Source organism: Sorangium sp. So ce1335, from assembly GCF_051521615.1.
GTDB lineage: Bacteria > Myxococcota_A > Polyangia > Polyangiales > Polyangiaceae > Sorangium.
On sequence record NZ_CP150363.1, the window covers coordinates 3913335 to 3928022 of the forward strand.

9 protein-coding genes are annotated in these 14688 nt (G+C 75.7%); 3 read left to right on the plus strand and 6 right to left on the minus strand.

Annotation, left to right across the window (positions count from 1 at the left end):
• Nucleotides 1-42: 42 nt before the first annotated feature.
• The 4 genes from WMF24_RS14540 to WMF24_RS14555 form a co-directional block, all read right to left on the minus strand.
• On the minus strand, nt 43-4098 hold the full coding sequence (locus tag WMF24_RS14540; protein WP_437736995.1) for a UvrD-helicase domain-containing protein: 4056 nt from the start codon (nt 4096-4098) through the stop codon (nt 43-45).
• Nucleotides 4095-7226, minus strand: coding sequence for a PD-(D/E)XK nuclease family protein (locus WMF24_RS14545; protein WP_437736996.1), 3132 nt, complete (start codon nt 7224-7226; stop codon nt 4095-4097). The genes WMF24_RS14540 and WMF24_RS14545 overlap by 4 nt, the downstream gene beginning before the upstream one ends.
• A gap of 498 nt (nt 7227-7724) precedes the next feature.
• On the minus strand, nt 7725-8561 hold the full coding sequence (locus WMF24_RS14550; protein WP_437736997.1) for an SRPBCC family protein: 837 nt from the start codon (nt 8559-8561) through the stop codon (nt 7725-7727).
• Between the two features lie 168 nt (nt 8562-8729).
• Nucleotides 8730-9299: a bactofilin family protein gene (locus WMF24_RS14555; RefSeq protein WP_437736998.1), complete on the minus strand. Its 570-nt coding sequence runs from the start codon at nt 9297-9299 to the stop codon at nt 8730-8732.
• A 272-nt stretch (nt 9300-9571) separates the two neighbouring features.
• On the opposite strand from WMF24_RS14555, the gene WMF24_RS14560 reads away from it, so the two are divergent.
• Entirely contained in the window at nt 9572-11041 is a 1470-nt protein-coding gene (locus tag WMF24_RS14560) for a hypothetical protein (RefSeq protein WP_437736999.1), read from the plus strand.
• A 48-nt stretch (nt 11042-11089) separates the two neighbouring features.
• Here WMF24_RS14560 and WMF24_RS14565 read toward each other — a convergent pair whose 3' ends face one another.
• Nucleotides 11090-11665 carry a DUF99 family protein gene (locus WMF24_RS14565; RefSeq protein WP_437737000.1) on the minus strand — a complete coding sequence of 192 codons (576 nt, stop codon included), beginning with the start codon at nt 11663-11665 and terminating at the stop codon, nt 11090-11092.
• Nucleotides 11666-11725: 60 nt separating this feature from the next.
• Here WMF24_RS14565 and WMF24_RS14570 point away from each other — a divergent pair, with 60 nt between their 5' ends.
• Nucleotides 11726-12433, plus strand: coding sequence for a hypothetical protein (locus WMF24_RS14570; RefSeq protein WP_437737001.1), 708 nt, complete (start codon nt 11726-11728; stop codon nt 12431-12433).
• Nucleotides 12434-12474: 41 nt separating this feature from the next.
• Here WMF24_RS14570 and WMF24_RS14575 read toward each other — a convergent pair whose 3' ends face one another.
• A complete protein-coding gene (locus tag WMF24_RS14575; protein WP_437737002.1) occupies nt 12475-13446 on the minus strand; it encodes a COX15/CtaA family protein in 972 nt (323 codons plus the stop codon).
• Nucleotides 13447-13536: 90 nt separating this feature from the next.
• Here WMF24_RS14575 and WMF24_RS14580 point away from each other — a divergent pair, with 90 nt between their 5' ends.
• Nucleotides 13537-14682, plus strand: a complete 1146-nt coding sequence (locus WMF24_RS14580; protein ID WP_437737003.1) for a diguanylate cyclase — start codon at nt 13537-13539, stop codon at nt 14680-14682.
• Nucleotides 14683-14688: the final 6 nt, after the last annotated feature.

Here is a 14688-nt window from a genome sequence, read left to right on the forward strand (position 1 = left end):
GCCGCGCGGGGGGTCCCTGGCGGGGCTCCCCGGTGCGCGGCGCTAGCCGTGGCACGCCCGCACGAACCCGCAGCGTAGCCGGCGGCAGGTCTCGACCGGCACCCCGTCGAAGCGGCCCTCGCCCTGCGCCTCGGAGAAGCGCTCGGCGAGCCGGGCGAGCTCGCGCTCGAACCGGGCGTGCTCGTCGTCCGCGATCGTCCCCGTCTCGCCCGAGCCCCTGATCCATGCGGGCTCCGTCGCGGCGCCGAGGAAGAGCACGCCGGCGCGGACGGGTCGATCCGGGTGGCGTTTTCTCAGCGCGAGCGCGCTCGCCCGCAGGCGGAGCTCGTACGGCGCGAGATCTGCCCGGGGGCGCGCGCGCTTGTACTCGATGACGTCGATGAGCCCGCCGGGATGCAGCACGGCGAGGTCGATCGCGAGCGCCAGCGCGAGCCTCGCCCCGCGCCGCTCTCCGGCGCTCTGGGGCTCGACGTCGAGCACGAACGCCTCCTCCCGCAGCAGCGCCGCCTCCTCCTCCCGCACCTGCCGCGCGTAAGGTCCTCCCAGGAAGTGCGCGATGCCCTCCGCGGCGCGCAGCGCGTCCGGGCCGTGCGGCGCGAGCCCCTCGAAGGCGAGCCGCGCGCCGACGTCCGCGGCGTCGGTCGGCTCGCCCCACCGCGCGCGCGGCCAGCGCTGGAGCACCCGGTGCGCGGCGCGGCCGGGGGGGCGCGGGTCCGCGCCGTCCTCGAGCTCGACGCGCTCCTCGCCGGGCAGCTCGGGCGGGCCCTCGACGTCGAACAGGCCGAGCTGGCCCTCGCCGGCGGGCTCGCCGATGCCGAGGAGGTGCCTCAACCGGAAGCGGCGAGGGCACCCCTGGAACGTCGCGAGCGACGCCGTCGCGATCCGCACCGTCTGCGCGCGCGCGGGCGCTGCGGCCGGCGGTGCGGGCGGTATCGGCGCGGCGCGGGCGTACGCGTCGGTGCCAGGGGCCGGCGGCCTCGCCTCGGCGAGGAGCGCGCGGGCCGCGAGCGTGGCGCTGATCGTGCCGGCCAGCGGCGCGGGCGCCTGGGTATCGACCGCGGCCGGCGTGGCTCGCGGCGCGGCGCCGGCCTCGGCCGGCGTGGCTCGCGGCGCGGCGCCGGCCTCGGCCGGCGTGGGTCGCGGCTCGGCGTTCGCCGTCAGCGTGAGCCACGCCGAGCCGCCCCGCGGCTTCGCCGCGGCGCCGACGAGCACGAGCTCGCGCCGGGCGCGGGTGATCGCGACGTAGGTGAGCCGCTGCCGCTCGGCGCGCTCCCGCGCCCGCACCTCGGCGCGCGCCGCCTGGAGCGCGGGCGTGCTGATGGGCCACGACGGCCCGTGCGCCGACGCCTCGGCGTCGTGGAGCGAGCCGGCCCGCGACGGCCTGTCGGCGCGCCGCGCGTGGTGTCGCACGAGCAGCGCGGCGGCGCGGTCTCCGGCGGCGGGGACGTAGCTCAGGCCGGGCTGGTCCGCGCGAGGCTCCGCGTTCAGATCCAGGAGCACCACGGCCGGGAAATCGAGCCCCTTGCTGGCGTGGATCGTCGTGAGCCGCACGGCGTCGTCGTCGGGCGAGAAGACGGCGGCCTCCGGCTCGTCCGCCTCGTCGCGGATGCGGCGATCGAGCCAGCGGACGAAGCTCGCGAGCGAGCCCCCCCGGCGGCGGGCGATGGAGATCAGCCGATCGACGTTGCCGATCCGCGCCTGGGCGCGGGGGAGCGCGGCGAGGACGCGGTCGAGATCGAACGCGGAGACCGCGGCGCGGATCGCCTCCCCTGGTGTCGAGCGGAGCGCCGCGCGGCGCAGCCCGGCGAAGCGGGCGCGGAACGCCTCGAGCCGCTCGCGATCGGCCGCGGGCAGCCGCGCGATCGCGGCGAGCGGGCGCGCGTCCCCGGGCACGGCGTCGTCCGGCGAAGGCGCCCGGCCCCCCGGCGCCGCGGCGGCGCTCGGCCAGCGGCCGAGCAGCGGGACCGTCAGGCCACGGCCGGGGGGCGCCAGGATCGCGAGCGCCGTGTCCGAGAGCGCCACCATCGGCCCGCGCAGGACGGTCGCGAGGGCCAGGCGATCCTGAGGATCGAGCAGCAGGCGGAGGATCGCGGCGACGTCGCGGACCTCCGCCGCGTCGAACAGCGCGCGGCCCGCCACCACGTACGGGATCTCGAGGCGCGCGAGGGCGAGCTCGACGAGCGGGATCGTGCTCCGGCGCCGCGCGAGCACCGCGACGTCGCGGAAGCGCAGATCGCCGCCCGCGGCCTCCCGCGCGGCGCCGTCGCCGCCCGCAGCGCCGCCAGCGCCGCGGACGCGCCGCGCGATGTACGCGGCCGCGATCAGCGCCTCCCGGAGCTGCCCCCGCGCGTCCCGGACGAGCGCGTCGACCCCGTCCGGCGCGCTGCCGTCGTCGTGGAGGAGCACGACGTCCGTCGGGCCCTGCGCGGCCCCGCCCGGCGCCGCGACGAGGTGCTCCGCCGCGCTGTAGGCGATCTCGAACTCGCGCGTCGCGCCGTCGCCGCCCTCGCGCGTGCGGTCCTGGGAGAAATCGCGCCCCGAGAACGCGTTGATGAACGCGAGCAGCTCGGGCGTCGACCGGCGGCTCTCCCGCAGGGCGACGAAATCGGCGCTCGGATCGCGCGACCAGAGGGACGGCGAGAGCTCGAGCGCCCTGCCCGCGGCGGCGCCAGCGAGCTCCGCGCACACGCGGCAGAAGATCGCGACGTCGGCCCCGCGAAACCCGTAGATCGACTGCTTGCGGTCGCCGACGAGGAACAGCCCGTGCCCCCGCAGGCCGGCGGCCGTCGGGGCGGCGCCGGCCGGGCGCGAGAGGGCGGCGTCGTCCCGCTCGCGCAGCAGGTACACGAGATCGCGCTGCACCGCGCTCGTGTCCTGGAACTCGTCGACGAGCAGCACGTCGACCGACTCGCGCACCGCCGCGCCGATCGCCGGGTCGTCGCGCAGGCCGTCGCGGGCGGCGCGCAGCAGATCCCCGAAGCCGAGGCCGCCCTCGGTGCGGCGGATGGCCGCGAGCCGCTCGCGGATCTCCTCCAGCAGATCGACGATCCGCGCCTCGCGCCGCGACAGCGCGGGCGCCTCGCGGAGGAAGCCGAGGAGCTGCTGCGCCTTGTCGCGGTGGGTCTCGCCCGGCAGCGCCTCACGGAAGGCGAGGAGCGCCTCGTCGGCCGGCGTGCACTTGCTCTTGTGCGGCCTGCGCTGCGTGAGCAGCTCGATCAGCGCGGCGCCGGCCGCGCCGGTCGGGAACGGCGCGGCGCCCTCGCCGCCGAGCGCCGCCGCCAGCGCGGCCGCCGGCTCGCGGAACGCGGCGCTGCCGAGCGCCGCGCTCTCGGCGGCGAGGCGCTGGAGCTCCCGCGCGAGCGCGCGGGCCTCGGCGGCGTGGTCGGAGAGGGCGAGGCGGCGCGGCGTGAGGCCGTCCTCGTCGAGCCGGTCGAGCAGGCGCGTCACCTCGCTCCGCGCGGCCTCCACGCTGCCCGTCGCGGCGACGAGCGCGCGCGCGGCCTCGGCGCGCTCGCCCCCCTCCGCGAGCGCGCGGCTCAGCGCCTCGTCGACCGCGAGGTCGCTGAGCGCCTGCGCCTCCTCTTCATCGAGGATCCGCGCCGAGGGCGAGAGCCCCATCGCGATCGCGTGCCGGTCCACGATCTGCTTGGCCACGCCGTGCAGCGTGTCGATGCGCGCGGCCGGGAGGCGGGCGAGCGCCTCCTCCGCGCGCCTCCGCAGCTCGGCCAGGGGCAGCGCCTCGCCGCCCGCGCCGACGGCCGCCTGCCGCGCGCGGAGGATGTCGGCGAAGGGGATGCTCGCCTCGCCGTCCCAGCGGGCGATCTCCCGCAGCGAGCGCTCGACGCGGTGGGCGATCTCGCGCGCCGCGGCGCGCGAGAACGTCGTCGCGACGATGCGGTCCGGCGGCACCGGCGGCGCGGCGGACGCGGCGTCGGGCCGGCCGAGCGACGTGAGGCCGAGCGTGAGCAGCACGTAGAGCGCCGTGAGCCGGTGCGTCTTGCCGGTGCCGGCGCTCGCCGCGACGACGACGTTGCGGCGGAAGGCGTAGATGAGCGCGTCGCCCTCGGCGAGCTCCGCCCCGTGCGGCGCGGCGCTCACGCGACCTCCTCCGCGGCCTCGTCGGTCGGCACCACCGCGGGCCGCCGGCACACGTCGCGCGCGTCGCAGCGCGCGCACAGCGTCGGCAGCGCCGGCCGCGGCGCGGCCCTGCCGTGCCAGAGCGCGACGACCGCCGCCCGCGCCGTGCGCGCGGCCTCCGCCCAGCCCTCCGCGAGCGCGCGCTGCTCCTCGGCCGTGCGCGGCCACAGCTCGACGAGCCCGCGCTGGCGCACGCTGATGTAGACGGCGCGCACCTCCTCCGCGCCGAGCGCGCGCGCCGCGATGGCGCTGTACAGCGGGAGCTGGAGCGCGCGCCGCCGCTCCTTCGCGTCGGGCAGCTTGCCGGTCTTGTAGTCGACGACCCGCACGACGCGCTGGTCGCTCGAGCGATCGATGCGATCGATCTGGCCGTCGACCCACAGGCTCGGCGCGCCGGCCGCGCCCTCCTCGTCGTCGTCCGACGGGGGGAGCTCGAGCGGCTGCCAGGGGGGCGGCTCTCCGGCGCCGAAGCGCCGCTCGGCCAGGAAGAAGCGGAGCTCCGGCGACGACTCCTCCCCGTCGACGGCGCGGACCACGACCTCCATCACGTCCGCGATCGCCTTCTCGACCGCCTCGCGGCGGAGCGGGGCCATCGGCGCCGAGACGCCGAGCGCCGCCTCGGCCGCCGCGCGCGCGGCGGCGAGCTGCTCGGCCGGGTCGCGGTCCGGGCCGAGCTCGCGCAGCGCCTCGAACGAGGCCTGCAGGGCCCGGTGGATCAGCGTGCCGCGCTCGCGCGCGTCGGCCGACTCGGCGAGGTCCTCGGCGCGGCGCACGTGGAGCACGCGGCGCGCGAACCCCGCGAACGCGCAGCCCACCGCGCGCTCGATGTGGGTGACGGCGATAGGCCGGCCCGGGTGCGCCCCGCCGATCGCCGCCCTGAGCTGCGCGCCCAGCGCGGGATCCTGGTCGAGGAGCACCCGCCCGGTGTGGAGGTCGAGCGGCGCCCGCGGATCGAGGAAGAAGTCCGCGCGCGCGCGCTCGATCCGGACGCGCTCCGCGATGTCCGCCGCCGGCGGCCCGCCGCCCGCGAGGGCGATGAGCTCCGCGTCGCGCGCTCCGAGCGCCGCCGCGTCCGGCGCGACGCGCGAGGCGGGCTCCGTCCTGCGGCGCCCGCCGGCCGCGGCGATCGCCTCGAAGAGCGGGTGAGGCTCGTTCGGCTCGCTGTCGTCCCCGCGCGTGAAGCAGACCGCGACGCTCCCCGCGCCGGCGAGCGCCCAGCCGAGCTCCGCGCGCTGGGCCGCCTGCCGCTCGCGCCCCGACGCGGGGCGGCTCGGCGCGAGCAGCCGCGCCCGGAGCGCCTCGCCGAGCAGGGTCTCGTCCGCGCCGGGGCTCCCGCCGTAGGCGCGCGCGTCGAGCCCTGTGACCACCACGACGTCGTGCTCGAGCGCCGTGAAGCCGGCCGCGACGTCGACGCGCACGGCGCCGGCGCGGCCCGCGTCGCCGCGCGGCCCCGCGCCCTGCTCGGCCGCGGCCCGCTCGAGCTCGGCGTGGACCTCGGCCACGGTCGCGGGCCGATCCTCGCAGCCGAGGTCGCGCGCGGCCCGCGCGAGCGCCTCGGCCTGCTCACGGATCGCGCGCGCGGCCCGCGCGCCTTGACCCATCGCGCCCATCGCCTCGAGCGCGATCGCGCCGCCGCCCCGCCGCTCGCCGCGCAGCGCGGCGCGGAGCTCCTCGACCCCGGGCTCGCCGAAGCCCAGCTTGTCGAGGAGCGACAGGAACCGCCGCACGATCTCGGGCCGCGTCGTCGCCTCGCCGATCCAGCGGGCGCTGGCGAGCAGCCGCTCGAGCGCGTGCGGCATCCACGCCTCCTCGTCGTCCCCGTGGCCGTCGCCCGTGCGGCGCAGCACCTCGGCGCCCAGATCGAGCTCTGCCTCGTCGAGCGACCCCGCGCGCCCGGCGGCCCGCGTCGGCGCGGCGCGGCGGTCCGCGCGCCGCGCCGCCACGACGGAGACGAGGCTCTCGATGAGCAGCCGGCCCGTGCGATCCACCTCGACCGGCACGTCGCGCAGCCGGTGGGCGAGCTCGGCCGAGCGCTTCTCCGCCTCGGCGACGGACGCGCGGTCCATCCAGGCGCCCGCGTGGACCCCTGGCGCGCGGAGGATCTCGATCGCCTGCTCGCGCCGGACCGGCCCCATGGCGAGGCGGAGCAGCGCGAGCGCGACGCGCCCGTCGGGGCAGCTCGCGGCGGCGCGGCCGCGCGGCTCCCAGAAGCGGACGCCCGCGTCCGCCAGCGCGGCCCGGAGCGGCTCGAGCGCGGCGTCGTCGAGCGCGGGCACGACGACGGCGATCCGCTCGGGCGGGACCCCGCGGCCGAGCGCCGCGGCGACCTCGGCGGCGGCGGCGCGCGCCTCGCCCTCCGCGGTCCTGGCGCTGATCGCGGAGAGCGGCTCCGCGCCCGTGTCGGGCACCCACGCGATCTCCGGCGCATCCTCGAGCGAGGCCCAGCGCCGCTCGAGGGCATCGGCGACCGGCGCCGCGGCGTCGCCCTCGAGGGCGGGCAGCTCGACGGTGACCCCCGCCCCGTCGCGGGCGCGGACGGCGGCGTGGAGCGCCTCGACCCAGGCCAGATCGTCGGGCTCCCAGGCGACGGCGCCGCGGATCGTGACCTTACGCGGCAGCGGGGGCGCGCCGGACGCGCCGGCGGCGCGGAGCGCCCGCGCGAGCAGGGAGCCCGCGCTGCGCGGGTCCACGAGGCGAGCAGCCTGCAGCGCAGCGTCCGCCCGCTCGAGGACCTCGCCGACGGCGATCGCGTACGGTGTGCCGAGCGCCCGCAGCTCCGCCGGGGTTGTGCCGGCGCGCCGGAAGGCCCCGAGGGCGCGGTCCAGGGCGTGCGCGAGGGCGACGCGCGCGGCGGGCTCGGCCGGCTGCCGCAGCCGGCCGGGTGGAAGCGCGTCGAGGGCGATCCGCGTGGCGAGGCGGGTGGCCTGGGGGCCCGCGATGGCGACGTCCGGCGCGAGCAGGGCGAGCGCCTCGGAGACGAAGCTCCACCGCGAGCGGACCTCCTGGCCCGCGGCGCGCGGATCGGTCGCGGCAAGCTCGCGCTCGACGTGCCGCTCGGTCGGCACGAGGAGGAGCGATGTCCTGATCACCGCCGCCAGCCGGCCGAGCGCCGCTCCTGGGCAGCCCGGTCGCCCCACACTGCTGGAGGATGCGGAGAGGGCGCCCGTGCGCCTGACTGATCATCCGGCAAGGGGAACCTCACCGCACAGCCTTTACTTCATGCATCCGTCCCCTCGCAACCTCCGTCGGGCGCATGGGGTGTTGATTAACTCCCGCGGAACGTGGGAATTCCTGTGGGAAGATCGGAAGGCAGGTTGAGAACCCTGTTCCGAGCTGCGGGCGGACGGAGCCGCATTGGCCCATAAAGCCTCGCAATCACAATGGAACTTGCGAGCTGATGCACGTCTCGGGCGATTTGCGGTTGTTCGACAGGCGCAGCGTCCTGGCGTGCTGGGACATCGGCGACCGGACTCATGAAAGGAGTCTGGCCGGGCTCTACAGCAGCGTGGGGAACGTGGGACAGACGAGCGGCAGAGCGCTCCGCCGGGAATTTGCTGGCTCGCGGCGACGTGTTGGCGGACGTCGAGCTACCGGCGCGCCACGTCCTTGGCGCGGTGCACGCTGGCATCCTCGGCCGGCGGCAGGTTCGACATGCTGGCCGGCGACGGGGCAGGGGCTGCCGCACGGCTGTCCTGCCCACCGCTCTGTCCGGCGGGGGCAGAGCCGCTCGGCGCTGTAGCGGACGCGCTCGCGGCCACCTGCGCCGAGCCGCCGGGCGCGGCGGTGGATGCGGTGGTCGATCGCGCGCCGGCGGGCGGCTTGCCCTCGGCGCGATCGCGCACCGCGGTCACCGCCCTGTCGGCCGCCCGGACGAGCTGCGTCGTCACCACCGAGGGCGGGAACGGGAGCTTCGGGGCGACGAAGATCTCGAGCTTCAGGATCGTGTGATGCTCGTCGACGGCGCGGAGCCGCCAGCGGGCGCGGAAGTCGGCGACGTTGCCGCGCTTGAAGCGCCCGGAGATCACCTCGTCGGAGCCGTCCTTGGCTGGCGGCGACATGTCGGCGACGGTCCAGATGTGCGCGGCGCCGTTCAGGATGGGCACCTGAAGATACACCTCGCTCGTGCCTTTGCGCTTGGAGAGCACGCGGCTCTGATCAAAGGAGCTGATGAAGGTCTTGTAGTTACCGTAGGAGGTGACGAGCTTCCGGACGGCCGGCAGGGGGGCTTTCACGAGGATCGCCGCGCCCCCTGTGTCGATCGCGGAGGCCGGCCCGGTGGTCTTCAGCGTGTACCGCAGCGCCCTCCCGAGCGACGCGAGCTTCTCCGACTCGGCGTCCGCGGCCCACGCCGGGCGCGGCGAATACGAGAGGGCAAGGACGGCAAGCGACAAGGCGATCAGGGACAGGGACCACCACTTCTTCATGGACTCTCCTGTGCGAGCAGCGTCCGTCGTCGTGTGGTTGCCAACCACGCCGCGGGCGTGCGCCTCGGGCGGCGAGGACGCAGCCTCCCGTTACATGTAACTCGCTGAACGGGCAGCCGCATCCCTGCACACCACAGAAAGTGTGCATTCGTCGGATGCGGCCGGAATTCAGCGTTCGGCGTCGGAGCGCTTCGCTGTCACGCCGCGCTGCGCGGGGGCGCCGCTGTCCTCGGCGGTCCTCGCGCCCTGCGGGGCGGCATCGGCGTCCGGATCGACGGACGCCGCGGGAGGCCGCGCGGACCGCTCACCGGGCTCGTCGTCGAGGGGGGCCATCTTGCACGAACCGTCGAACTGGACGCCGCGATCGATGAAAATGGCGGGCGCGTGAAGGGCGCCGGTCACCTTGGAGGGAGCGTAGAGCTCGATGGCGTCGCGCGCGCGGATGCTGGCCTGGACCTCGCCGCCCGTGACGATGCACGTCACCACGTGGATCTCGCCGATCACGAGCGCCCCCTCACCGATCACGAGCACGTCCTCGCCGCGGATCTCCCCGCGGAAGCTGCCGTCGATGCGCACCCGGCCCTCGAAGAAGAGCTTGCCTTCGAAGTGCGTCCCGCGGCCGAGGAGGGCGTTGATCTCGGTGGGCCGGTGGCCCCCCGCGTCGTCGCCGCGGGGGCCTCCGGAGGATCGCGGGGAGAGGGGCGAGTCTCTGTCGCCCGGGAAGGACGTCGGCTCCATCGCCCGTTGGCTTACTTCAGGCATCGTCACATTCGCAACGGGGGCGCGCGTCAGCGCTGTAACGCGCCCGCCTGTGCAGCCAATTTTCATCAATGAATTCGATGCTTTGAGATGATCTTGCTGCGGGGTACGATTTCTGCAGGGCACAGGCGGCGGGCCGAGCAGATCGCCCGGCGCGTCGACGCGCCGGGCGGCGGGCGAGGCGGGCGGACGTCTGGCCGAGCGCGTCGTGCAGCGGTGAGGGTCCGAAGCGACCAGGAGAGAGAGTGGAGATGACGTTCCGATCGTTGCTTGTGGCTGCCGGTGTCCTGGGCAGCATCTCCGTGGCGTCCGCGCAGACGCCGCCCGAGCCGCCGCAGGCTCCGCCGGCCGATCCGGCGCCGCCCGCCGAGCAAGCTCCGCCGGCCGACGCAGCGCCGGCTCCCGCCGGTGCCCCCGCCGCCGCTCCGACCGCTGCTCCTGGTGCCGCCGGCGCCTCCGCTGCTGCTCCCGGTGCCTCCGCTGCTCCCGGCGCTCCTGCCGCTGGCCCGGGCGTCCCTGCTGGGACCGTCGCGGCGCAGCCCGCGGAGCCGGCGCCGCCGCCCCCGGAGCCGGGGCCCGCGGCCACGCCCCCACCGGCCACGAAGACCCCGGGGCCCGACGTCGGGCCGGTCACAACACCGGCGGTGCGCTGGAACCAGGCCACCGCGGCAGACACCCTGCTCGAAGAAGAAGAGGAGACGACCCTGCGCTGGCGCGGGTCGACGTTCACCTGGAACCAGGGAGGGAGCACGACGCTCTTCGGCGTCGGCGGCGAGTACATCCCTGCCATGCAGGTCTACGGCTGGGATTTCACCCTGCGGCCGAACTTCTATGTGCTCGACCGACCCAAGGACAAGCTCTCGGTGTCCGCCGACATCGGCTGGGTCGTCGAGCTCACGAACAGCGACATCACGACCGATTACCGGGAGCCGCAATTCAAGGACGTCGCCCTCAACGCCCGGTACAGCCGAGAGCTCTGGGAGAGCGGCGGCGCGAACCGCGGCGAATACAAGACGGACGCCGCCATGCGCCTGCGCGCGACCCTGCCGACCTCGCCGGCGAGCTGGAACTCCGGCAAGTACTTCACGGTCGGGCTCGGCCCGCAGCTCATCCAGAAGGTCAAGCTGCTCGGATCGAAGGCCGACGGCCTCAACCATGTGACGGCGACGTTCGGCGTGACCTACGCCCACCTGTTCGCGGAGTCGTACACGCCGGTGAACGGCGACCTCCGGCGACCGCGGCAGTCCCCGAGCGGTGAGGTCGCGCTCGACGAGCAGCTCACCGGGTGGTCCTTCGCCATGGATCGCCTGACCACGAGCCTCGAGCTCAGCCTGCCGCTCTACAAGGACCTCACCCTGGCGACGAGCGTCGGTCTGCTCAGCGATTTCAAGCACGAGTTCGGGGAGGGGTGCGTCGAGATCCTCGGCGGCTGCGCCCCGTACGACGGCTCCGGCGGGACAACCTACGTCCCCCAGACCGCGTTCAACCTCAGCCTGAGCTACCCGGTTTACGAGGTCGTCGGTCTCACGCTCGGGTACAACAACACAAACCGGCAGATCGGGCTCGACGGCGGCCGCAGGAGCTTCTTCTACAGCCCCGAGGCGCAGTTCTATCTCGACATCACCGCGAACCTCGACGTCATCTACTCGAAGGTGACCGGCCGCGGCGAGAAGCCCGAGGAGCCGGCCACGGCCAGCGCTGCGGGCCTTCGCGGGCTCTAGCGAGCGCGGTCGGCGGCGGGCGCGCGCGGCCACGCACGTTGCGCGCGGTCACGCGCGCCCGCGGCTCTCGCCCGTGGTCAGCCCGCCGGCGATGAGGTGCGCGGCGCGCAGGGGCTCGGGGAGGTGGCCGTGCACCGAGAGCCGCGCGATGAGCGCGCTCGCGTCCTCGAGCGAGATCCCGGCGCGCTGCACGTACACGCCGCCGACGGGCTCCATGCGGCCGGCGCGCTCGATGAGCGCCCACTTGCGGCGACCTCCGCGGACGCGCGAGAGCAGCGCGTCGCGGATCGCGTCGAGGTTCGGGAGGCGCCGCGCGACCACCACGACGGGGAGGCCGAGGGCGTCGCGCAGCGCGGCGATGTCGACGACGTTGAAGCCGGCGACCGCGATGCCCTGGAGCATGACCACCTGGAGCTGGGGATAGAAGCGGGAGCCGGCGACCATCGCGGCGATCGCCTGCGTGGAGTTCCGCCCGTCGCGCCGGACGCGGGTGGAGAGCACCCCCTCGAGGCGCAGGCCCGCGAAGACCGTCCCCACGACCGGCACGTCGCCACGGTGCTCGCGGGCGAACGGGGCGTCGTCGACGCCGACGACGTGCGACAGGCGAGGGGCGCGCGGCGGCACGCGCCGAGCATATCGCGCCGCCGGCTTTGCCGGGCCGGGCGGTCGTGCTGTACTGCTATCGTGCGACCTCCCCGGTACCTCTCCGTGATGTTCTCGCTGGGGCTCGGCCTCGCCCCGTCGCTCGCCCTCGCGCAGAGCCCCCCCGCCGCCCCGGCGGCCCCGAAGGCCGCCCCCGCGCCGGCGAAGACCGCCCCGGCGCCCGCGGACGCCTCCGCCGCGGCGAAGCCGGCGGCCGGCGCCCCGCGTCCGAGCGCCGCCGGCGCGCCGCCGGCGGCCCGGCAGCGCCCCGGTCGCGCGCGCAAGCCGAAGCCGAAGGCGGATCTCGAGGGGAGGCCGGTCGCCACGTTCCCGGGCTTCCGCATGCTCCCGACCGGGGGCTCGCGCGTGTTCGTGCAGATCCACGGCGGCAAGGTCGACGTCGCCGAGTCGAAGGCCGCGGGGCGCCTCGTCTACCGGATGAAGGGCGCCGCGGCGATCCAGACGAACCGCTTCCCGCTCGTGACAACGTTCTTCGCGACCCCCGTGACGCAGGTGCAGCTCGTCGACCAGGGCAACGACCTCGACATGGTGATCGACCTGCGCGCGCCGACCGAGGCGACCCACCGCGTGATCGAGACCGCGGAGGGCATGGTGCTCCAGGTCGACTTTCCTGCGTTCGTCCCCGACCAGCGCGCCGCGGCGCAGCCCGAGGGAGCGCGGCAGCGCGCGGTCCGCCGCACCATCTCCCAGGAGCCCGGCAGCGCCGACGAGGGAGCGAGCGATCTCTAGCGCCGCTCGCCCGAGGTCTCCGGGCGGCGGCGCGGTCGCCTTCAGGCGGCGACCGCCTCCGAGCGCGCCTTCTCTTCCCCGCGCGGGCCCGGGTCGGCGGCCGCGGCCGGCTCGCTCAGCGCGGCCGCGGCGAGCGTGACGAGGACCATCCACAGGAGATCGGCGAGCAGGAGGTGCACGAGCTGCATCCACACCGGCGCGAGCAGCAGGAGGTTGACGACCCCGGCGCCGACCTGCAGCAGCACGAGGCCGCCGGTCGCCATCGAGAGCCGCTCGACGAGCGGTGAGGGGCGCCGGGCGGCGATGGCGCCGCGCGCGAAGAGCAGGTAGCCGCTCACGACCACCGCCACGGCCGGGTGGAGCGTGCGCAGCTGCAGCAGGAAGTGGGCCGTCGGCGAGAAGTCCTGCGCGATGCCCTCGCGGAGCGAGCTCGCCGCGAAGAGCGTGTCGCCGAGCGCCGCGATGGCCCCGGTGACGCCCACCGCGAGGACCCCGGCGAGGGCGGCGGCGAGCAGCGCGCCCGTCGCGCCCTGGCCGCGCAGGCGCACACGCCGGCCGCCGCGCGCCCAGTAGAGCGTGCAGGTCATGGCGCCGACGAGCAGGAACGTGTTGATGAGGTGCACCGCCATCCAGAGCGCGCGGGCCGCCGACGCGTTGTGCGCGACGTACTCGAGCAGGACGATCCCGGCGCCGACCGCCGCCTCGGTGATCATGAGCAGCATCGACGCGGACGCGCCGCCGCGCACCGGGTGCCCCGCCGGATAGGCGACGAACGCCCAGACGAGCTGCAGCGCGACGAGCAGGAACGCGATGCCCGACGTGGCCCGGTGCGTGAACTCGATGAAGGTCGCCGCGCTGGGTGAACGTGGGATGACGTCCCCGTTGCACGTCGGCCAGTGGCTGCCGCAGCCGGCCCCCGAGCCGGTCGCGCGCACGAACGCGCCCCACAGGATCACGCCGAGCGTGAAGGCCAGCGCGAGCGCCGCGAGCTTCCAGAACCGCGCCTGAGTCATGAGGGGGTCCTTACCGCGAAACCAGCGCGGCGGCCTCCGCCGTCGTGCGATCTCGTTGCGCCCGGACCCGGCCGAAGGGAGGATGTGCCGGTGCCGATCAGCGAGGACATCCGGAGCGCTCCGCCCTCTGCGCCGGCCGAGCTCATGAGCAGCCGTCCGCCCAGGATCGTCGTGGCGGACGACGACCGGCTCGCGCGCCAGATGCTCGTGAGCATGCTCAGCAAGGCCGGCTTCCAGGTCGAGGCGGTCGACGACGGTCAGGAGGCGATCGAGCTCATCGGGCGCGGCGGCGTCGACCTCGCGCTCCTCGACATCGTGATGCCCCGGCTCACGGGCCTCGAGGCGTGCAGGCTCCTGAAGAGCATGACCGCCGAGTCGTTCCTCCCCGTGGTGCTCGTCACGGTGAAGACCGACACGGCGAGCCGGGTCGAGGGGCTCAAGATCGGCGCCGACGACTACGTCTGCAAGCCGTTCGAGGAGGAGGAGCTCCTCGCGCGCGTCGGGGCGATGCTGCGGATCAAGCGGCTGCACGACCAGGTGGCGGCGCAGCGCGCCTACCTGGAGCAGCTCTCCATCCACGACGAGATGACGGGGCTCTACAACTACCGTTACCTCTTCACGCGGCTCAACGAGGAGTTCAAGCGCGCGGAGCGCTACCACGAGCCGTTCGCCTGCGTGCTCGTCGACATCGACCGGCTCAAGGCGATGAACGAGATCGGCGGGCGCACGCTCGGCGATGCCGTGATCCGGCGCGTGGCCGACGGGATCCGCCGCTCGGTCCGCGAGGTGGACGTCGTCTCGCGCTACGGCGGCGAGGAGTTCCTCGTCGTCCTGCCGAGCACGCACTTCGCCGGGTCGCTGACCGTGGCCGAGCGGATCTGGCGCGAGGCCTCCGGCAACCCGGTCGAGTTCGGCGGCGCGACGCGGCCGTGCAGCGTGTCGATCGGCGTCTCGCTCTACCCCTCGCGCGACGTCCGCAGCAAGGACGCGCTCATCCGCGCCGCGGAGAGCGCGCTCCACCAGGCGAAGCGCGAGGGCGGCAACCGGATCTGCGTCTTCCAGCAGCACGGCCAGATCTACACGCCGACCGGGGGCGCCGAGCCGCCGGCCCCGCCGCCCCCCGGCAAGCTCCGGCGGTCCAGCGACCCCGCCTTCGTCGCGGCCCAGGACGACGCGAGGGAGCCGCAGACGCGCCGGGGCGCGGATCTCCCGTCCTTCCCGCGCAAGCCGCTCTAGTCCGCC

Excerpts from the sequence above, each read along its gene's own strand:
- WMF24_RS14550 (WP_437736997.1), bottom strand. The coding sequence starts at position 8,561 with ATGAAGAAGTGGTGGTCCCTGTCCCTGATCGCCTTGTCGCTTGCCGTC.
- WMF24_RS14555 (WP_437736998.1), bottom strand. The coding sequence starts at position 9,299 with ATGGAGCCGACGTCCTTCCCGGGCGACAGAGACTCGCCCCTCTCCCCG.
- WMF24_RS14560 (WP_437736999.1), top strand. The coding sequence starts at position 9,572 with ATGACGTTCCGATCGTTGCTTGTGGCTGCCGGTGTCCTGGGCAGCATC.
- WMF24_RS14575 (WP_437737002.1), bottom strand. The coding sequence starts at position 13,446 with ATGACTCAGGCGCGGTTCTGGAAGCTCGCGGCGCTCGCGCTGGCCTTC.